We start from the raw sequence: 19,846 nt of genomic DNA on the forward strand, positions 1-19,846 counted from the left end.
CGGCGGCGCCCGGCCGCCGATCCACAAGGAGGGCAGGCGGCCGTGGAGACCGAAAAGCATATCTCGAGCGACGTCGCCTTTTCACCGTCGGTGAAGGGGATCCAGACGCGAAAAGGATCGCGCCGGTCCTATGCCCGCATCGAGGACCGCGGCGGATGGGCGACGTCGATAACCCCCGATCTGAAGGATTTCATCGAGAAGCAGATCAGCATTTTCATGGCCACGGCCAACAAGGAATGCCAGCCGTATATCCAGCACCGGGGGGGCCCGCCTGGATTCCTTCGCGTCATAGACGAGACCACGCTGGGATTCGCGGACTACGTTGGCAATCGGCAATACATCACTCAGGGAAACCTCGTCGACAACCACAAGGCCCAGCTTTTCCTGATCGATTACGGCGGCCGCTCGCGAGTGAAGATCTGGGGGACCGCGCGCGTCGTTGAAGACGACCCGGCGCTCCTCGAGCAGTTGATGCCTAAAGGGTATCAGGCCAGACCGGAGCAGGTCATCCTCTTTCATGTTGAGGCTTGGGACTCCAACTGCCCGCAGCATATTCCGCTTCGGTTCGAGGCTGACGAAGTCTTGAAGGCGATAGAGAGCAGGGACTCGCGGATAAAGGAACTGGAGGCCGAGATCGCCGCCCTAAAGTCCGCGGCGGCTTCCAGCGTTCGATAGTGCTACTCGAAAGAACTAAGACATGACTCGCCCGCCGCGCGGATCCGTTTCTCATATATACAAGTTTCGATCGTGCCCGGCTATCCTCCGGATTACTCTTTCTTGGATGACGGAGGTCGGAGGGTGAAGCTGAAGGTGCTGCCTTTCAGCTTTTCAGTGGTCACCCATATATGCCCGCCATGCGCCTCGATGATGGACCGGCAGATGGATAGACCCATGCCGATGCCGGTCGCCTTGGTGGTGAAGAACGCCTCGAAAGCCCGTTCGGCCGTGTCTGGATCGAGACCGACGCCGTTGTCAGACACGCTCACCTGGATGAGCCCGTCGCTTAACCGCTTGGTGACGACGCGGAGGACCCTCCGCTCGGCTTCCAGCGACGTCATCGCGTCCGCGCCGTTCATGACCAGGTTGATCAGGACCTGCTGGAGCTGGATGCGATCGCCCGTAACCGCGTCGGCGGGGTTGTCATAGACGGTCTCGACGACGACACCTTTCTGGCGAAGCTCGCTCTTCGTCAACTGCAGGACTTCTTCGATCACACTACGGATACTCAGGAGTTCCATCTTCGGCCGGGAATTTCTCGCCAGAGCGAGTATCCCACTCAGTATCTCTCCCCCGCGATGGCCGTCCCTGATCACCCAGCCGATCGCCTGCGTCGCCTCTTCGATATTGGGGGGCTTGCCTCCAAGCCAACTCATGGCGGCGGCTGCGTTCGTGACGATCGCCATCAGGGGCTGGTTCATTTCGTGGGCGACGGAGACGGCAAGTTCGCCGATCGCGGTGAGACGGCTCATGCGTGCAAGGTCCTCCTTGGATCTACGCAGCGCTTGCGCCGTCTCGTTCCGCTGGGTCATGTCCCGGAACACCAGTACCGCGCCCTTCATGTCCCCACGAGAGTCGATGATGGGCGCACCCGACACGTCGATTATCGATTCCGACCCGGTCCTGGACCGTAGGGTGTACTGGTTGCCGATTGCGAGATCGACCTCGCGACCGAGTATTTCCGAGACCGGGTCGCCGACGAGTTCACGGCCCTCGTCGACCAACTGGAAAACTTCCGAGACTGATTTTTCGGCCGCGTCCTTTTGCATCCAGCCCGTGAGCTTTTCCGCCACTGGGTTGATAAAGGTCAGGCGGCCCTTGTCATCGGTCGAGATGACGGCGTCGCCAATACTCGAGAGCGTCGCCGCGTAGCGCCTCTCACTTTCCTGTATCCGGTCTTGAGCGGCTTTGGATTCCGTTAGATCGCGCACGGTTCCGACATATTCGACCACGTCGCCCGAGGCGTCCCGCACGATGCGGGTTCGGCTTTCCACGAATGCGGTAACTCCGCCTGGCAGGAGTATCCGTCCTTCAGCATATGTGTCTCGCCCGTTGGCAAACGCGGGATCCAGGGCCTGGATGGAAGCTCTGTCATCTGGATGTACGCGTTCGACCATGGCAGCGAATGTTGGCGGGCCAGATTCCTCCACGAACCCGAAGATCCTCGCACATTCTTCCGACCATGAGAACGTGTTGCTGCCGGGCTGCCACGACCAACTTCCCGTGCGGCTCATCTTCTGCCCTTCCGCGAGAGCGGCGGCCGTGCGGGCGATCTCGCGCTCGGCGTCCTTCAAGTCTTCCACGTCGATGTTGATGCCGTACCACCGAATGACCTTGCCGCCTTCGTCGCGGATCGGCACCGCTCGAATGAGAAAGGAGCGAGCCTCGCCGTCTGCACGCATCATTCGTGTTTCGACCTCTCCGGGCACCTCCTGAGTGAGCGAACGCATCCACACGTCCATGACTTTTTGCATGTCGTCGGGATGGAATACGCGCGTGTAGCCGAAGCCTGAGGATTCCTCCTCGGTTAAGCCGAAATATTCGGACCATTCCCTGTTTGCCGCCTCGAGGGTTCCATCGGGTCTCGTGTGCCAGGCGTGTGCGGGAAGCATGTCCCAGGACAATCTCAGCTCTCGTTCTGCGAGACGGGCGCGTTCGCGGGCTTGCTCGAGATCCGCCTGCAAGGTCGTCTTGTCGATCCGCTCGGCGGCGAACGAAGCGAGCATTTCGAACTCGCCGCGAAACTGCGCGTCGATCCCCTGGGCTGCCGTGCTTTCAAGTTTCAATATGGCGAGAAGTCGGTCGCCTCCATGCAGCGGCACGAACAGGTAGGTCGGCCCTGTGGTGGAGATTGCCGTGATCGAACCCGATTGCTTGGTTTGAAGTTCTGAAATCACCGCAGAGGGGACATCGGGATCGGGGCTTTCATCGGATACGAACGCCACCTCAGCCTTGTCGACGCACCCGTACGCGAGACATGCCTTTGCGAGGGCGTCGGCGATCCCATCTCGGTCCGCGTCGGCGGATAGCGCTAGGAGCATTCGCAGGCCTGCCTTTAGGTCCATGACGCAGTTCCGCAGAAGGTGGCACCCGAGCGCCAGAGTAGCAGGAAGCAAAATATGGGCAAGCTGTCCGCCGTTTTCGTTAAAGTACGATGGCGGACAGGGGTGAACTAAGTGCTTCTCGACAGGATCGGAAACGGGTGTCTACAATGACTTGCAACGCAGTCGAGCGGGAGGCCAGGCAGACATGGAAGATCCCTATCCGCCACTATCGCCGCTGAAGACGGGCTTCCGCGGGCTGTGCCCTAGATGCGGTCGGGGCCACCTGTTCGACGGTTTCCTGACTTTGCGAAAGACGTGCGAGGTCTGTGGCTTGGACTACTCGTTTGCTGATCCGGCAGACGGCCCGGCATTCTTCGTCATTTGCTTCGCCTGCGTTCCGACTGTCCTGCTGTCGGTCTGGCTTGCGGTCGCCCACCAGGCGTCGATCTGGACCCAGATCTTCGTGACTGGGCCCTTCATGATCCTGACGTGCATCCCGCCCTTGCGCCCTCTCAAGGGATGGCTTGTCGCCAGCCAATACTTCTACAAGGCCGAGGAGGGGAAGCTATCCCGACAGGATGACGCCAATCGCGACTAAGGAGGAGCTGCTTATGGCATCGAAATCCATCGAGCATCGCACGACCCACGCCTTCGACGAGACGCTCGAAACGGTCACAAGAGCGATACGGAAGGCTGGAATGACTATCTTCGCCGAGATCGATCATGCGAAGGCGGCACGAGAAAACGGGTTGTCGATGCCGGAGACCCGAGTTTTGGTATACGGCAATCCGAAGGCTGGAACGCCCGTCATGCTGGACGCGCCGATGACCGCCCTCGATCTGCCACCGCGCATTCTCGTCCGCGAGCTTCCGGGCCACAGGTCCGCGATCGCATTTCACCCGATGGCAGAAATGTTCGAAGCGTTGGGGGCGAAGGGCGAAGATGCGGCCCGGTTTGATGCGGTTCAGCAGATGATAGCCGACGAAGCCTGCCGCGCTTGTCCGACCAGAACTCTCGATCAGAAGGGCGCTGCGCCGCATCGTTGAAAACGAAGGAGAACTCGATGGGCTACTCTCTCAATGGGACGTGACGGGTGGTGCGCGTGGTCTCGGCGCCGCTGTGGCTCTTGCTCTCGCCAATGAAGCCTTGGACGTTGCGATCAGTTACGAGAAGTCTACTGAGCGAGCGGAAGCTGTGGTCGCGCAGATCGAAAGGCGCGGACGCGATACAGTCCGACCAAGGCGCCCCGTCGACTGCGGAACTGCTCATCACCAAGATTGTCGATCGTCTCGGAAAACTCGACATACTTGTGAACAACGCCGCTGTCGCCTGGCAGGGCAGGAGGATCGACGATCCGGGCATTGACAACTCCGCAATGGACCGACAGTGGACGATCAACGTGAACGGAGTTGTCGCCAATATCAGAGCGGCATCGAAGGTTCTTCCCGAGGGCGGCCGCATCATCTCGGTCGGCTCCGGCGTCGGCACTCGCGCGGGGTTTCCGGGAACTCCAGACTACGCAGGTACCAAGGCCGCTCTCATCGGATACTCCAAAGGCGTCGCCCGTGACCTTGGACCTGGAAAGATTACCGTGAACGTCGTGCAGGCGGGAATCATGGCGACGGACATGCTGGCGGGTTCGGAGGACAAGCTGCCGGCTGGCATTCTGGACCTCCACGCGCTCGGAAGGATTGCCACGGTGGAGGAAGTGTCGGCCGGGATCGTATTCCTCGCAAGTCCGGGGGGCGAGTTACGTGACGGGATCGGTGCTGGACGTGAACGGCGGCTATCTGGCGGCCTAGCCCGGCAAGACTTGATCCAAACCAGACTTTTTCGAAAGACCGGCCCCGGTCGAAACGCAACAATCATGCCGTTCGATGAACGAGCGGCGGATGTTTCGCGCGTCAAAGACCGACGTTTCAGTGCCGCCCATAGCGGTCTCGAACGTCGTCAGTCAAAGGTTATGGAGGATCGCTCAAGTGACATCGAAGTCAGCTATTTCCCTTACGAGGCGAGACGCCCTTCTTGCGGGATCCGCTGTCGCGATCGCGCTAGCAGTTGCCCCGTCGGCCTCAGCCGCTACCAAGCCGAAACAATCACCAACGGAGGACAAGTTCATGGGAACTGTGAAAGTGAAGGACGGAACCGAGATCTTCTACAAGGACTGGGGTCCGAAGGAGGCGCAGCCGATCGTCTTCCACCACGGCTGGCCACTCAGCGGGGATGACTGGGACAACCAAATGCTCTTCTTTCTCGGGGAAGGGTTCCGGGTCATTGCACACGACCGCCGTGGTCATGGCCGCTCGTCGCAAAGCCGGACCGGTCATGAGATGGATACCTATGCGGCCGACGTCGCGGAAGTGGCGGAAGCGCTCGATCTCAAGAACGCCGTCCACATCGGCCACTCGACGGGAGGCGGCGAGGTCGTCCATTACGTCGCGCGGGCGCAGCCGGGACGAGTAGCCAAGGCGGTCATCGCCGGAGCCGTCCCACCCGTGATGTTGAAATCCGACAAGAACCCCGGCGGCCTGCCGATCGACGTGTTCGACGGTCTCCGCCAGGCGCTAGCCGCCAACCGGGCGCAGTTCTACATCGACGTTCCGACCGGCCCATTCTACGGCTTCAATCGGCCGGACGCCAAGATCTCGCAGGGCCTGATCAACAACTGGTGGCGGCAGGGCATGATGGGCGCCGCGAATGCCCACTACGAATGCATCAAGGCCTTCTCGGAGACCGACTTTACCGAAGATCTAAAGAAGATAGATGTGCCGGTATTCGTGATGCATGGCACCGACGACCAGATCGTCCCCTACCAGGACGCCGCCCTGCTGTCGGTCAAGCTGCTGAAGAATGGGACGCTGAAGACCTACGACGGCTATCCGCATGGCATGTTGTCGACGCATCCCGAGGTGTTGAATCCGGACATCCTGGCATTCATCAAAGGATGACACGAAAGGCGGAGCCAGCGAGCGTCTGGCCCCGCAACGCCCCCGGCCATTGCCTCCTCTGACATCTGGCCGCAACTTCGCACGCACCTCTTCTAACGCTAACTCACAAGCTCTTCCTGCAACTCCTTAGCCTTCCATAAGTCCCGAGAGTACCGTCCCAGCCATCACAAAGAGTTCACGTTGCCATAGGAGATGAACATGCGACTCCAGGGAAAGATCGCCGTCGTTACCGGTGCCAACAGCGGCATCGGTCTTGCGACCGCAAAGCGATTTGCAGAGGAGGGCGCTCGCGTCTTCATGACCGGCCGGCGCAGGGAGCAACTTGACGACGCCGTCCGCGAAGTCGGTCAGAACGCCCGAGGTGTCCAAGGTGACATCGCAAACCTCGGCGATCTCGACCGACTATACGAGATCGTAAAGGCCGAGGCCGGCCACCTGGACATCGTATTCGCGAACGCCGGGGGCGGGGAGTTCGCACCACTCGGCGCGATAACCGAGGAGCACTACGACCGGACATTCGACATCAACGTCAAGGGCACGCTCTTCACCGTTCAGAAGGCTCTGCCTCTTCTCAAGGACGGCGGCTCCGTCATTCTGACGGGCTCGACGGCTGCCTCGACAGGTATTCCGGCCTTCAGCGTCTACGGCGCGACGAAGGCCGCCATCCGCAGCTTTGCCCGCAACTGGATCCTAGACCTCGCTCCACGCGGTATCCGGGTGAACGTGCTCGCGCCCGGCGCGACGTCCACACCCGGCTGGCATGATCTCGCAACTTCGGAGGAGATGAAGAAGGAAATGATGCGACTGACATTGGCGGGCATTCCTCTCGGCCGCATGGGCGTCCCTCGGGAAATCGCGAACGCCGCGCTATTCCTCGCCTCCGATGAGAGCAGCTTCGTTAACGGATGCGAACTTTTTGCGGACGGGGGATCGGCGCAGATCTAGGAAACCGATCTCGTTCCGCCAAGGCCAACCTAGGTTGCGGAGAATTTTTTGTACCACGATCACAAAGGAATGTTCTAGGATCACCGTCACCTGTTCGGAAGGATGCGACCGGTGATTCAAGGCGGGTCGAACTGGGCATCCGTTGAGGGTTGGGCAGCTCGGAGCATCGTGAAGGACATGTCTCGATACCAGCCACAGCTACTGCGGGAGGACGGGGCCTTCGCCCTTTACCGAGGCTGGTCCGAGGAAGGAAACACCTCCGTTCTTCTGGTCGCCCCCGTTTCGGCGAATGAAGCCGGAGAAGGCCTCCATCGTCTTGAACATGAACTTACCCTCGCGGAAAAACTCGACGTGTCCTGGGCAGCGAAGCCTTTGGCGCTCGAGCGTCACGACGGGCGGCCGTTTCTTGTGCTGTCGGACGACGGCGGGGAACCTATGAGCAACCTGCTCGGGAAGCCTTTCGAAACCGAGCGGTTCATGGTCATCGCGATTAATGCGGCGGCAGTACTTCGAGAGGCTCACGCTCTCGGCATCGTCCATAAGGATGTCAGGCCCGACAATCTTCTCGTCGACCCTTCCGGAAGGGTCTGGTTGACGGGGTTCGGCAAGGCTGGTCCGGCGACGCCCAAGGACCAGCCAGTTATTCCCCCGTCCGCCGTCGGCGATCTCGCCTACATCTCGCCTGAACAGACCGGGCGGGTGAAGCGGTCGGTCGACGCACGCAGCGATCTTTATTCGCTCGGCGTCGTCCTCTACCAAATCTTGACCGGGGAGCTGCCATTCGTCGCCACGGACGCGATGGAATGGATACATGCGCATGTCGCCAGACAACCGATCCCACCCGGTCAACGACATGAACAGGTTCCGCCCGCGCTAGAGGCCATCGTCCAGAAGCTTCTCGCGAAGAAGCCGGAGGAGCGATACCAGACGGCTGCGGGACTTGAAGCCGACCTGAAGCGCTGTTTGGACAGTTGGGCACAGAGCGGCCGCATTCAGCAGTTCGAGGTCGCAACCAACGATGCCGGCGACCGGCTGCGCGTGCCTGAAGGGCTTTACGGTCGCTCCCGTCAAAACGACACCATTGCAGCGGCATTCGAGCGGGTGCGATCTTCCGGCAGGGCGGAAGTCGTGCTGGTCTCCGGGCCTGCGGGGGTAGGTAAATCCTCCGTCGTGCACGAATTGCGGAAGAAGCGCTTTCCGCAGGCAGGCCTCTTCGCCTCGGGAAAGTTCGACCAATACACCCGCGACATACCGTATGCGACGATAGCGCAGGCTTTCAGGGGGCTTGTGAGGCAGATCCTAGGCTCTGGGGACGCAGACCTCGCACGTTGGCGAAAGGCCTTGGTTGACGCCCTCGGCCCTAACGGACAGCTCATGGTGAACCTTGTTCCGGAGCTCGCCCTTGTTATCGGCGAGCACCTTCCGGCGCCCGATCTTCCACCCCAGGAAGCGAAGGCTCGCTTCGATCTGATCTTCCGCCGATTCCTGAATGTATTCGCCGTACCGAACCGCCCACTGGTTCTGTTCATCGACGACGTACAGTGGCTGGACGCGGCTACGATAGAGCTTCTTGAGCGGATCACGGTTGAACCCGACGTCACCGATCTTCTCCTAATTTGCGCCTACCGAGACGACGAGGTCCCTCCGGAACATCCATTTAGCGCCACGCGAGAGGCGATGCGAAGCGCGCCAATCGACGTACAGGAAGAGCATCTTCTGCCGCTTACCTTGAAGGACCTGGAGCACCTCTTGGCGGACGCGCTCCAGTCGGAAGAAGAGTTGGTCACACCCCTGGCGAAGCTGGTTCTCCACAAAACGGAGGGCAATCCCTTCTTCGTACTGCAGTTCCGGCCACCCAGCACTGCTCCAATGATAGGATCAACATGACACTTCATCAGAACCTTATTGCCGGCGAGTGGGTTGGCTCGGAAGGGGTTGCCAACATTAACCCATCGGACACGAACGATGTGGTGGGGGAATATGCCCGTGCGTCCGCCGAGGATGCCAATAGTGCGGTGGCTGCGGCCAAGGCTGCGTTTCCCGAGTGGTCGCGGTCGGGCATCCTGGAGCGTCATGCGATCCTGAAGAAGGCGGCCGACGAGATCCTGGCGCGAAAGGAAGAACTTGGGCGGTTGCTGTCGCGCGAGGAAGGTAAGACGCTCGCAGAGGGCATCGGCGAGACAGTGCGGGCCGGCCAGATCTTCGAGTTCTTCGCCGGCGAAGCCCTGCGGCTGGTTGGTGAAGTTTTGCCTTCGGTGCGGCCGAACATCGGCGTCGAGATCACCCGCGAGCCGGTCGGCGTCGTCGGCATCATCACACCATGGAACTTTCCCATCGCCATTCCCGCCTGGAAGATCGCACCGGCGCTCTGTTATGGCAACACCGTCGTGTTCAAGCCAGCGGAGCTGGTGCCGGGCTGTGCCTGGGCGATTGTCGACATATTGCATCGCGCTGGCTTGCCGAAGGGCGTGCTCAACCTCGTTATGGGCAAGGGCTCGGTTGTTGGTCATTTCATGCTGGACAGCCCAGATGTACAGGCGATCACGTTCACCGGTTCCATCGGAACTGGCAAGCGGGTCGCGGCGGCCTCGATCGAGTACAACCGCAAGTTCCAGCTGGAAATGGGCGGCAAGAATCCGTTCGTCGTGCTGGATGATGCGGATCTGAATGTTGCCGTGGAAGCGGCCGTCAACTGTGCCTTCTTCTCGACCGGCCAGCGCTGCACGACGTCCTCGCGCATCATCGTGACGGAAGGCATTCACGACCGGTTCGTCGCCGCCGTCGGCGAGCGGCTGAAGGCCATCGTCGTTGATAATGCGCTCAAGGCCGGCACCCATATCGGCCCGGTGGTGGACGAGAGCCAGCTGAAGCAGGACACGGACTATATTGAGATCGGCAAGTCCGAAGGCGCAAAGCTTGCCTTTGGGGGCGATATCCTGAAGCGCGACACACCCGGCTTCTATCTGCAACCGGCACTGTTCACCGAGGCGACCAACCAGATGCGCATCAGCCGCGAAGAGATCTTCGGCCCCGTCGCTTCCGTCATCCGGGTGAAGGACTACGACGAGGCGCTCGCCACCGCCAACGACACGCCCTTCGGCCTATCGTCGGGCATCGCTACCACGAGCCTAAAGCACGCGACGCACTTCAAGCGCCATGCGGAAGCCGGCATGGTGATGGTCAACCTGCCGACCGCCGGCGTCGACTTCCACGTCCCTTTCGGCGGCCGCAAGGGCTCGTCCTACGGTCCGCGCGAGCAGGGCAAGTTCGCGGCCGAGTTCTACACTACCGTCAAGACAGCCTATACGCTGGCTTGAAATGACTGTGCGACCGCTTTCACGAGAAGCCCTATTCTGAGCGATTTCTGATGATGGAATCGTATTGTAGATATTCAGGCACCAATCAACATCGGGCTAAAAATCAGCTATTATCGGCATTTTCAAACGAACAATTGCCCGTGTCGATACTGTACAGAAGATCGGCAAATGCATCGACGTCGGTCCGAGCTGGGCCATCACGCCACAAGCGCAACTCGACTATTCTTTCGTTAACATCAATGACCCCCCATCCTTTCGGCGCGGATGTTTCCCTCAACGGTGGAGACAGTGCATTGAGCTGTTTCAGGGAACCTAATCTGTCTACAAGGTGTTTCACTTGCGATGGAACTAATTGATTTTTCGATTCGAACCGGTTTCGCCCGTCGAACATACACGGCGTCATATACATGTGCATCGTTCTCAGCGACTGCGTGCCCAGGGAGAAGAACATAACAAAGATGCAAGATACAACACTCGATGAATTCACTGACAAGGTTGACCGTTTTGAAAAGAACCTGAAACGTCGGCTGGATATCGTCAAGGCTCGCAGATTGCTGGCACCAGACCAAACAGCGAGATCGGACAGGTTTGATGAGAAAATGAAGCAGATTCAGTTGAAAGCAAAATGCATGGCGTCGCAAACTGTTGACTGGGAACTCCGTAAACTCGAAATTCAAAATGATATGCTGCTCCTGACCAACAGTTTTGATCATTGGGCACGTCGATTGGATTGTGGGTTCAACAAAAGGAAATGACCGTGCTGGTCTTGTCACATTCACATTTTCAGCGGTTCTCGGCAAACTGCACGCCAAGTCGCGGAGAAGCTGCCGCCATCGCCCGCAATTCTGGTGTAATCGGACGATAACGAGGGAAGCAGCCGCTCCATCCCATTAGCAGTCATTCGGAACAGCCGTCCCTACCGAATTGTTATGGTTCAGGTAGCGTGGATTCATACTTGTTCGGTCGCTTTCAATACGCTCATTGGCACTCCTATCATTCGAGTGCCAATGAGCGTACAAAGGCTGAGTGGACCACATTGTGCTGGCCACAGAAAGAGTTCCCACATGAAATTCCGGCCACTTCACGACCGCGTCGTCATTCGGCGCGCCGAAGGCGATATGAAATCCAAGGGCGGGATCATTATTCCCGACAATGCCAAGGAAAAACCGCAGGATATCGTCGAGACGAAGTAGCCTGCAGGAACAGCGCCCCGTGTGGGCGAAGACCGCCGCTACTTATTTCAAGAATGAACTGGACCAATCATCATGTCTGCCAAAGAAATCAAATTTTCCGTTGACGCCCGCGACAGAATTCTGCGCGGTGTCGAAATTCTCAACAACGCCGTCAAGGTGACGCTTGGTCCGAAAGGCCGCAATGTGATCATCGACCGCTCGTTCGGCGCGCCCCGCATTACCAAGGACGGCGTGACCGTCGCCAAGGAAATCGAGCTTTCCGACAAGTTCGAGAACATGGGCGCACAGATGGTGCGCGAAGTGGCATCAAAGACCAACGACGTTGCGGGCGACGGCACCACCACCGCAACGGTGCTTGCGGCTTCCATTTTGCGCGAGGGGGCCAAACTCGTTGCTGCCGGAATGAACCCGATGGATTTGAAGCGCGGTATCGACCTTGCTGTTGTTGCCGTCGTCAAGGACATCCAGGCCCAGGCAAAGAAAGTCGAGTCTTCGGAAGAGATCGCTCAGGTCGGCACGATCGCCGCCAATGGCGACGCCACAGTGGGCACAATGATCGCCAAGGCGATGAAAAAGGTCGGCAATGAAGGCGTGATCACCGTCGAGGAAGCGAAAAGCACCGAAACGGAACTCGAGGTCGTCGAGGGCATGCAGTTCGACCGTGGCTATCTCTCGCCTTATTTTGTCACCAATGCCGAGAAGATGCGGGTGGAACTCGAAGATGCCTACATCCTTCTCCACGAGAAGAAGCTCGGCAACCTTCAGGCGCTGCTGCCAATCCTCGAATCCGTGGTCCAGAGCGGAAAGCCGCTACTGATCATCTCCGAGGACGTTGAAGGCGAAGCTTTGGCAACCCTCGTCGTTAACAAGCTGCGCGGCGGCCTCAAGGTCGCCGCCGTCAAGGCACCAGGCTTCGGCGATCGTCGCAAGGCCATGCTGGAAGACATAGCAATCCTCACCGGCGGCCAGGTGATCTCCGAGGATCTCGGCATTAAGCTCGAGAATGTCACGATCGACATGCTCGGACAGGCAAAACGCCTGCTCATCGACAAGGAAACCACCACAATCGTCGATGGCTCCGGGGACAAAGCTGGCATCGCGGCTCGTATCCAGCAAATCCGGACGCAGATGGAGGAGACCACCTCGGACTATGACAAGGAAAAGCTCCAGGAACGGCTGGCGAAACTCTCCGGTGGTGTTGCGGTCATTCGTGTTGGTGGCGCAACCGAAATCGAAGTGAAGGAAAAGAAGGACCGCATTGATGATGCGCTGAACGCGACACGTGCGGCGGTGGAAGAGGGAATCGTCGCGGGTGGTGGCGTGGCACTTCTGCGCGCCAAGGCAGCTTTGACCGCTCTCAGTGGTGCAAATGCTGACGTGACGGCGGGTATATCAATTGTTCTGAAAGCATTGGAAGCGCCTCTCCGGCAGATCGCCGAGAATTCCGGTGCCGAGGGATCGATCGTGGTTGGTGAACTTCTGAAGAGCAAGCAGCCCAATCAGGGGTTCAACGCGCAGACCGAGCTCTATGTCGATATGATCGAGGCAGGCATCGTCGATCCGGCCAAGGTCGTTCGAACGGCCCTGCAGGATGCCGGCTCGATCGCTGGGCTCCTGATCACGGCAGAAGCCATGATCGCCGATGTTTCGCCGATCGAGGAAAAGGCCGCATGAGGTTTGTTGCATTAAACGAGTTGATGGGTCAGGCATAGAGCTGTATCACTGGCCCATTGAATTTTGGAGCATTGATGCGTGCAAACGCGTCAACGCGCCTCTCTTTCAAAACTGGATAGAAGCGGGCATCGTGCACATGCACGATGCTCAAGTGTTGTTGCTACAAGGAAGGTTCATGATGGCCACTGGTACCGTTAAATGGTTCAATTCCACCAAGGGTTTTGGTTTTATCCAGCCCGATGATGGGGGCACCGATGCGTTCGTTCATATCTCCGCTGTGGAACGCGCCGGTTTGCGCGAAATCGTCGAAGGTCAGAAAATCAACTATGAGCTGGTTCGCGACAAAAAGTCGGGCAAGTTGTCAGCGGATCAGTTGAGCGCTGCGTAATCAGCGGCGGCCTTGCAATGGCCACAGTGATGGCATCATTGCGATAAAATATAAAACAAAGGCTGGGCTCGTGCCTGGCCTTTTTCATCGGCAATCGGTTTTAGAAGCAAAAACCATTGCATACCACCCATAGGACGACTATCGTTTGAAAAACCTCAAAGAATTGAGTGAACGCCGTGCAGCCGCAGCGCAGGCGAAGGAGCAGCTTCTCAAGAAGTTCGGGGCCGCGCCAAAACCGAGTGACCCCGATATGATTGCCAAACGCACCGAACGGGAAGCAATTGCCGCGGCACGTGAAGCCAGACGAGCAGATCGGGAACGATCAGTGCAGGAAGACCTCGCTCGTCGGACTGCAGAGGCTGACGCCATCGCTCGTGCCGCCTCAGCGGAGGCCGACGCACGCGAAGCTGACGCAAGAAATCGCATCGGACGCGTTCTTACCGATGAAGCCGAACGGAAGGCGGAACGCGATCGACGCTATGCTGCCCGCAAAGCCAAGCAACGCTGAATGCCGACAGAGCAAATCACCTAGTTGCCTACGGGCGCAAATCGGCAAGAGACGCGTTCACAGAAGGCTGATATCCACGTCAGTGAGCGAACCCCTCAGTCACGCTTCTTCATGAATTTCCTTAGATATAGATCAACGGACGGACCGACGAATTTGTCCTGCGCCAACTGGGTTTTTTCAGCGACCGCAATGATCGCTGCGATGATCTCGGAATTTCTCCAACCGGCATCACTCGCCGCGCCCAGCAGTTCCAACAAATGATCCTCGATTGCCTTCTGGCAATCTGCAAAACGTTCCGGATCGTATTTGTTCCTTTGAGGCGGCGGTATCACCAATCGTTTTGTCATCACGCCCTTCCGTTGCGGGCAACGGCCCAAGGCACCACGTAAGGTTGTTTATCCTTGGTGCATGCCAATCTTCCAAGGGATGCTGCTTTCAAGCAGGTTCTTGATTTCCTGCTGCATCATTTGCTGGAGAATCACGCGTCTGCCGGTGTTTTAAAACAGTTGCGGTCGCCGCTGCTCCAAATGCCGATGGCTTCAAGATTATCTTCCGTGGTCATCCGCTCGTATTTCTCTTCAGTGTCGCGGATACGGTACTGGAAGGAGCGGCCCAAAGGTGGAAGGGTCGCTAAAATCTGGAATATTGCACTTGTCTTCATCATCGCCCCACCGCCGCTTCGCATTCGGACCTGCTGACCGATTGCAAAACGATGGGGTGGTGTTTCGGGTGTCTTATAACGCCGGTGGACGTTCATTTGATTGTCTCCTGATCTTGCTTAAGTGCCGTCTCGAGTTCGGGGTAGTCGATCGCAACAAGTTGCGTTTTGCGCTGGTTGGAATTCCTGGCCGGGATGTGGATGAAAGTCGCAACGCGCTGGTAGGCGAGCCAGGTCAGACCTTCGATCATTTCCTCGTCCTCATCGATATCATAGTCGCCTGCTGGCTGAATCCCGTCCAATCCGCGCAAGGTAAAGGGTGCTGCGAAATGAGCGATTGAACGTCTGGTGCGCGTGGCCATGCCATTTCCTCTGCGGAACAAAGCTCGGATGAGAGCAACCATTGCGTGGCAAACAATGACACGCATAAGGATCGGCAGTTTGGAATGAGATTGGCGGGTCGAGGATTTTTGACGCCGCGAAGAGCCAAAGTGTGGCCAAAAGACGATGGAACAACAGTGTTCTTTAATTGCGCTTTAATTGCGGCTGAGGGGCACGCAGATCGATAATAAAACCAACGGAATAACTTCCGAGTCCAAATAAACTCCCGCTTTTTTTCATTTTGTGTTATTGTGATTTCAGGCCAGTTTATTTTAGACAAAGGAGGCTGCCATGAAAAACCTTAATCAGGTCCAACATTATTTCTACGATCACAAGATCGTTTCGTTAGCTTTGTTTGCCATCGCCATTGTGTCCCTGGTTTATTCAATACTCTTTGGGATCAGCTGGTAAATTCAGATCGATTGTCCACCCTCGGGCAATCGATCAACGAAAACTTGAGGCTCCGCAGTCCACAAGGTGGTTATTTTGACTATCTCTGAAATCAACAACGACCAGAACGCCATCGATATTGGCGTTTGGGAAAACGAAGGCGGAGCGCTTGGTCGCTTCAGCATGCATCATCATTATGGCCGTCGAATAGAGCCCAACCGATCGTGGACGGTCTATCACGTCTATACCGGACTTCCCGCCGATTTGGGCAAGCGTTCCACGACAGGACTTAACGAGACGACCGCTACCTCGATAATGTTATCGCTCAATACGAAGAATCTAGAGCGGCGTCCGGCCGCGAGGATCAAACTGGCATTGATCGACACCCCACCAATTTGTCTGCCTTGAGGATGATGATATGGCGCTGACTTTCCCCAACCGAAGCCGAAGCTATGATACGGCACACCAGCGCGTGCGCTTTCTCGGCTATGATGGATTGTTTGAGGTTCCGTTTTTCATCGAGGCCGCAGCATTCTCGAATGCCGGATCGAACATGGATTCAGAATTACCTCGCCGCATTTGATGCCGCGCGCGGTACGGTTCTCGACGTGGCACGGGAAGTTTATTCCTATGGTCACAAGAATATGTACGTTCTGACCCCGGCCGATTTTCAACGGGGCAATTAGCTAAAAACTTTATGATATGGATGCAGCAGTGCTCATGCAGCCGGCGCATCTTCTCGACCCTCAGGACAGGCGAGTTTGGGTGGTGTTTCGCTCATCGCCCGATTTCCCCGGTGTTCGAGCAATCGACAAGCCGATGCACTCGTAGATCGGAAAAAAAATACGTAAGCTGGCGCTCATCCCATTCGCCAGATGAACGATCGGTATCCACATCGAAAGCCGAACGGTTTTTCAGGGCGGTCATCAGCGGGCGGGTGCGCAGCGGCGACTTCGATAGTACGGTATCTCGCTCCGTGTTGGCACGGGAATGACAGGGTTTGACGAAAGAATCCTCAGCCCTACGACGGCAGGCGCCACACAGCATGGACCACCGATATTGTGGGCAAAGCTCTTGGGCTGAGTTCCCCCAGGAAATTTAACGTAGTATTCTGTTCCGGTGCCCAGACGGAAGGTTCTCAGGGCCGAATTCGTGCGTGAAATTCGAGGTTCCGTGCTACGAATAGCGTCTCGCGCGCAATCATGCGCTCTTGTCCATCAAAGATCGGACACCATCATGCAAATCCCCGTTTGGACCAAACCCGCTGTAACAGGTGCGGTCGCTGGCGCTGTTGCTATGGCTATCGTGGGATTCAGCTGGGGTGGCTGGGTCACTGGCGGCGGTGCCCGCAAATTTGCAAACGATCAATCGGTTTCTGCCATTACGCTGGCACTGACGCCCTATTGTCTCGAGCGCTCGAAGAGTGACCCGAAGTCAGTGGAAATCCTTGCGGAACTGAAGGCGGCTTCCTCGTATAGCCGCCGGGCAATTATCGAAAAGACGGGCTGGGCCACCGCACTTGGTACAGACCAACCAAATGCAGACCTTGCACAGGCATGCCAGCTTGAACTGAGCAAACCTGTTTGAATGTGTGGGGTCTGAAACCCCCATTGCAACTGTCGACGAGCGAGATAGTTAGCCTTGATTCATCCGGGCCACATGGCTCGTTGACTGTTTCTCGCAAAGACCATGACTAAGGGAACCGATGGAAATCCGGCTAAGAATTACAAACCATCCCAGTGGACGGAAAACGTTGGATGAAAAGAGGGGCGACAAGCCTTACGAACTTAAGTTCAGTAGACTTAATGCCGATGACTTTCAGAGAGATCTCAAACTGTACGAAAAGGAACTGACAGAGCAGGGAGCCGTCTTTTCCTATCAATGAAATGAACAGCGGCTTGCGCTTGTAGAAGCAGCTTACGAATGCCCGTTTCCAGGCCCCGGCTTCGACCTCCGTCCGAAATGACGGTTACATGGTGAGCCAAGATTTTGGTTCGAACAAGAATGATGGGCGATAGAATTTATTGAGTTTTGTTATTAGTCGCAGGACGACCGTTCGGATTCTTCCGGTCGCAAGGACTTGTAGTCGTTATCGGCAATTTCAACTAAACACTTCCATTTTTGTACAAACCATTACCCCGTTGGTCTCTTTTCACACAGAGACTGACCCTGAACCATTGGAGATCCGCCCAAGAGGTCAATCGCGCCGACAATCCTGGGCTGCGGACTGGACTCCTAATGATGTAAAGTCGAATATCTCTTTAGACGAGCGTCGTCCGCCCCCTCGGGGGCAATGCTGCGTCAAAACCCCGGTCGCGCACTCCTGCACTCAAGGGCTATCATCTGTTGCCAAGTGTTCGAGGCGATCTGCTCCATAAGCTCGGTCGTTACGAGGAGGCGCGTGCTGCGTTTGAGGCGGCAGCGGCTCTGGCGGACAACAGGCGCGAACATGACCTGCTCAAGCGACGCGTCGCCGAGGCAGCAGGTGCGCCGGCCGTCCAAAGGCCGTTGTAGCCTTCTGAGCACCAATCAAAAAGTGCGCTTATCGGCATTTTCAAACGAACAGTTATTGCCGCCTGCCGCATTGTATAGCTTACCCGTCGCCGGATCAGGGAGGATGGCCGCGAAACTGTCTCGTGTATGGCGACGAAATCGCCTTCAGCGACGATCAGGCCGGGCTCGTAGTAGACGGCCTGCGATAGGTCAGCGACGAGCACCTGCAACGCCTCGCGACCTTGGGGAATGTTGGGATTGTGCTGGATGTAATTTGGAGCGTAGAGGCGTGGCGTGTGGACGCCCGGAGTCTGTCCGGCGTCAAGTCAGGCAGGCATAACCCACTCCATCAAAGATCGAAATGCGTTCGTTTTCATATCCGCGCACCAACGCCCACGGAAGCTGTTTCCTCGAAATGTCTTGTTCGGCAACCGGAATATATGTTGTCTTGGGAAGACCAGAAGCGGATGCCTAACTTTCTCTGATCTCAAGCGGTCTTGATCGTGTGCTCTCCGCATCTGCGTGCATCAAACTCAGCTTGCAATTTGCTCCATCTGCCAAGAACTCGGGCGCACGAACTGCATTATTCCGATTCAATAGAAAAAACGGCTGTCAAAAAATGAGGCTCGGCGCCCGGTATGCCGATTTCCCCGGATAGTCCAGCTTATATTCGGGCTCTGATTACCGACTCAAGGATTTTTGAATCGTTGGCAATGCCTGATCGGCGCCCCATCTCAAGCAGAATGAGACCCGGCGGAGTGGGCCTCCAAACGGGAGGACCGGGTCTCACCGCCAAGGGTAAGGTCCTTGACGGTCAATTTGTGGTCTGCGACGCCGAATTTGTCAATTATTTCTCTGCCCTTGCGTCTAAGCCGGATACGAGCGCGTCGTCGCGTCCGTCGTTCCGCAAAACGTTGCTTCGACGCCCCCCGCGAATGCCGCGCAAAATCTAAAGCGCTTCATCAGCGGGATGGTGAATTGTCCGCTTGCCACAACATTGGCAACGCCTGTGCCGGAGATTGTTCCCATGAGCGTGGAGGAGAGGATGCAGACTTGTGCCCGACCGCCACGCACACTTCCGACCAGTCCAAGTGCGAAATCATTGAAGAGCGCAATCATGACTGCGCGTTCGAGAGAGGTGGCGAACCCGACGAAGATGAAGATATAGACCGCGGAAACATAGATCGGCGTGCGATAGGTTTCTTCGGTGCCGTAGGCGGGGTTGTTGATGATCTGGTGGTACGGATAGCCCGATGGACAAAGGGATCAGGCAGATATTGGCCTGTGAAGCAATAAGCCAAGAATATGAACGCTATGATCGGCAGCGGGCCTGCCGCCTCGAAGACGAGCACAATGAGAATGACGCCGACTGCGAGATCGACAGGGTCATTGACCAATCTTGACGAGTAGGCCTCTGAGGGCGCGCGGTGTCGGAAATCTTGGGCTCGTCAATTGAAGTAGGAAGCGAGCGAAGAGCCCGCTTCGAAGTGGGGTAATCCGAAGCCGCTTTTGCCGGCAAAGAAAGGACAATTGCTGCACCTGCTAACAGGGCAAATTGCGTGATTTTCGACATCACCATTGGCATCTTCGCTTTCATTTCTTTGAAATGTACATTTTCCAAATAGATAGCAAAAAGAATAATGAAACGCCAAACATGATCTACTACTAAAATATTAAGTTATGTGACAGGGTAATTGCTCAGGATACGTCAATTAAATTTAATTGCTTACTGCGGTGCACTGGTTGTATATTGCGACGCAGCAAATATAAAGTGATAATCATGCTTGCCTAATGTAATTCTTTCTCCTATCGTCAACTTGTTTCCGGCTTCAAGGACGTCACCGTCCAAGGGAGTGGTGGCAGTCTTCGTAGGCCAAGCGAGGTGGGCAGTAATGGTGCCCTCTGCGCGC

Annotated in this window: 18 protein-coding genes and 4 pseudogenes; 17 read left to right on the top strand and 5 right to left on the bottom strand. The window is 57.1% G+C overall.

Translation table 11 applies throughout. The features are described 5' to 3' along the window. Nucleotides 1-42: 42 nt before the first annotated feature. Nucleotides 43-675: a pyridoxamine 5'-phosphate oxidase family protein gene (locus ACSQ3H_RS30320; protein ID WP_436120734.1), complete on the top strand. Its 633-nt coding sequence runs from the start codon at nucleotides 43-45 to the stop codon at nucleotides 673-675. Between the two features lie 92 nt (nucleotides 676-767). Here ACSQ3H_RS30320 and ACSQ3H_RS30325 read toward each other — a convergent pair whose 3' ends face one another. After that, nucleotides 768-3,062: a PAS domain S-box protein gene (locus ACSQ3H_RS30325; protein ID WP_436120735.1), complete on the bottom strand. Its 2,295-nt coding sequence runs from the start codon at nucleotides 3,060-3,062 to the stop codon at nucleotides 768-770. A gap of 184 nt (nucleotides 3,063-3,246) precedes the next feature. Here ACSQ3H_RS30325 and ACSQ3H_RS30330 point away from each other — a divergent pair, with 184 nt between their 5' ends. From ACSQ3H_RS30330 to ACSQ3H_RS30385, 12 genes and pseudogenes are all read left to right on the top strand, one after another. Further along, nucleotides 3,247-3,639 (top strand): DUF983 domain-containing protein, encoded by a 393-nt coding sequence (locus ACSQ3H_RS30330; protein ID WP_436120736.1) that lies wholly within the window; start codon nucleotides 3,247-3,249, stop codon nucleotides 3,637-3,639. Between the two features lie 13 nt (nucleotides 3,640-3,652). Continuing rightward, a complete protein-coding gene (locus ACSQ3H_RS30335; protein WP_436120737.1) occupies nucleotides 3,653-4,087 on the top strand; it encodes a DUF302 domain-containing protein in 435 nt (144 codons plus the stop codon). Nucleotides 4,088-4,127: 40 nt separating this feature from the next. Next, a pseudogene (locus tag ACSQ3H_RS30340) lies at nucleotides 4,128-4,843 on the top strand (SDR family NAD(P)-dependent oxidoreductase). Between the two features lie 315 nt (nucleotides 4,844-5,158). Further along, a complete protein-coding gene (locus tag ACSQ3H_RS30345) occupies nucleotides 5,159-5,989 on the top strand; it encodes an alpha/beta fold hydrolase (protein ID WP_436120833.1) in 831 nt (276 codons plus the stop codon). Between the two features lie 192 nt (nucleotides 5,990-6,181). Then, a complete protein-coding gene (locus ACSQ3H_RS30350; RefSeq protein ID WP_436120738.1) occupies nucleotides 6,182-6,934 on the top strand; it encodes an SDR family NAD(P)-dependent oxidoreductase in 753 nt (250 codons plus the stop codon). A 177-nt stretch (nucleotides 6,935-7,111) separates the two neighbouring features. Beyond that, nucleotides 7,112-8,821 (top strand): ATP-binding protein, encoded by a 1,710-nt coding sequence (locus ACSQ3H_RS30355; RefSeq protein WP_436120739.1) that lies wholly within the window; start codon nucleotides 7,112-7,114, stop codon nucleotides 8,819-8,821. Then, nucleotides 8,818-10,251 carry an aldehyde dehydrogenase family protein gene (locus ACSQ3H_RS30360; protein ID WP_436120740.1) on the top strand — a complete coding sequence of 478 codons (1,434 nt, stop codon included), beginning with the start codon at nucleotides 8,818-8,820 and terminating at the stop codon, nucleotides 10,249-10,251. Before ACSQ3H_RS30355 ends, ACSQ3H_RS30360 begins: the two co-directional genes overlap by 4 nt. Nucleotides 10,252-10,709: 458 nt before the next feature. Then, nucleotides 10,710-11,006: a hypothetical protein gene (locus ACSQ3H_RS30365; RefSeq protein WP_436120741.1), complete on the top strand. Its 297-nt coding sequence runs from the start codon at nucleotides 10,710-10,712 to the stop codon at nucleotides 11,004-11,006. 309 nt (nucleotides 11,007-11,315) lie between these two features. Beyond that, nucleotides 11,316-11,426, top strand: a pseudogene (locus ACSQ3H_RS30370) (co-chaperone GroES); the annotation flags it as partial. A gap of 90 nt (nucleotides 11,427-11,516) precedes the next feature. After that, nucleotides 11,517-13,118, top strand: coding sequence for a chaperonin GroEL (gene groL, locus ACSQ3H_RS30375; protein ID WP_436120742.1), 1,602 nt, complete (start codon nucleotides 11,517-11,519; stop codon nucleotides 13,116-13,118). A gap of 178 nt (nucleotides 13,119-13,296) precedes the next feature. Then, on the top strand, nucleotides 13,297-13,506 hold the full coding sequence (locus ACSQ3H_RS30380; RefSeq protein WP_436120834.1) for a cold-shock protein: 210 nt from the start codon (nucleotides 13,297-13,299) through the stop codon (nucleotides 13,504-13,506). 145 nt (nucleotides 13,507-13,651) lie between these two features. Continuing rightward, nucleotides 13,652-14,014 (top strand): DUF6481 family protein, encoded by a 363-nt coding sequence (locus ACSQ3H_RS30385; protein ID WP_436120743.1) that lies wholly within the window; start codon nucleotides 13,652-13,654, stop codon nucleotides 14,012-14,014. A 95-nt stretch (nucleotides 14,015-14,109) separates the two neighbouring features. On the opposite strand, the gene ACSQ3H_RS30390 is transcribed toward ACSQ3H_RS30385, so the two are convergent. The 3 genes from ACSQ3H_RS30390 to ACSQ3H_RS30400 all read right to left on the bottom strand — a co-directional run bounded on the left by ACSQ3H_RS30390 (nucleotide 14,110) and on the right by ACSQ3H_RS30400 (nucleotide 15,034). Continuing rightward, nucleotides 14,110-14,361 carry a hypothetical protein gene (locus ACSQ3H_RS30390; protein ID WP_436120744.1) on the bottom strand — a complete coding sequence of 84 codons (252 nt, stop codon included), beginning with the start codon at nucleotides 14,359-14,361 and terminating at the stop codon, nucleotides 14,110-14,112. Between the two features lie 131 nt (nucleotides 14,362-14,492). Further along, the gene (locus tag ACSQ3H_RS30395) at nucleotides 14,493-14,771 is read right to left on the bottom strand and encodes a hypothetical protein (RefSeq protein ID WP_436120745.1); all 279 of its coding nucleotides are present in this window, start codon (nucleotides 14,769-14,771) and stop codon (nucleotides 14,493-14,495) included. Continuing rightward, nucleotides 14,768-15,034 carry a hypothetical protein gene (locus ACSQ3H_RS30400; protein ID WP_436120746.1) on the bottom strand — a complete coding sequence of 89 codons (267 nt, stop codon included), beginning with the start codon at nucleotides 15,032-15,034 and terminating at the stop codon, nucleotides 14,768-14,770. Before ACSQ3H_RS30400 ends, ACSQ3H_RS30395 begins: the two co-directional genes overlap by 4 nt. A 505-nt stretch (nucleotides 15,035-15,539) precedes the next feature. Between ACSQ3H_RS30400 and ACSQ3H_RS30405 the strand changes: the two genes are divergently transcribed. The 4 genes and pseudogenes from ACSQ3H_RS30405 to ACSQ3H_RS30420 all read left to right on the top strand — a co-directional run bounded on the left by ACSQ3H_RS30405 (nucleotide 15,540) and on the right by ACSQ3H_RS30420 (nucleotide 17,957). Further along, on the top strand, nucleotides 15,540-15,851 hold the full coding sequence (locus ACSQ3H_RS30405) for a hypothetical protein (RefSeq protein ID WP_436120747.1): 312 nt from the start codon (nucleotides 15,540-15,542) through the stop codon (nucleotides 15,849-15,851). A 10-nt stretch (nucleotides 15,852-15,861) separates the two neighbouring features. Beyond that, nucleotides 15,862-16,129: pseudogene (locus ACSQ3H_RS30410) on the top strand (DUF1488 domain-containing protein). Nucleotides 16,130-16,679: 550 nt separating this feature from the next. Further along, complete coding sequence (locus ACSQ3H_RS30415; RefSeq protein WP_436120748.1) at nucleotides 16,680-17,030, top strand: hypothetical protein; 351 nt, start codon at nucleotides 16,680-16,682, stop codon at nucleotides 17,028-17,030. Between the two features lie 759 nt (nucleotides 17,031-17,789). After that, entirely contained in the window at nucleotides 17,790-17,957 is a 168-nt protein-coding gene (locus ACSQ3H_RS30420) for a tetratricopeptide repeat protein (RefSeq protein ID WP_436120749.1), read from the top strand. An 891-nt stretch (nucleotides 17,958-18,848) separates the two neighbouring features. On the opposite strand, the pseudogene ACSQ3H_RS30425 reads toward ACSQ3H_RS30420, so the two are convergent. Next, nucleotides 18,849-19,315 (bottom strand): annotated as a pseudogene (locus ACSQ3H_RS30425) (TRAP transporter large permease subunit); the annotation flags it as partial. Between the last annotated feature and the right edge of the window lie 531 nt (nucleotides 19,316-19,846).

It is taken from the genome of Phyllobacterium sp. LjRoot231, assembly GCF_964253365.1.
In the GTDB taxonomy this organism is placed as follows: domain Bacteria; phylum Pseudomonadota; class Alphaproteobacteria; order Rhizobiales; family Rhizobiaceae; genus Phyllobacterium.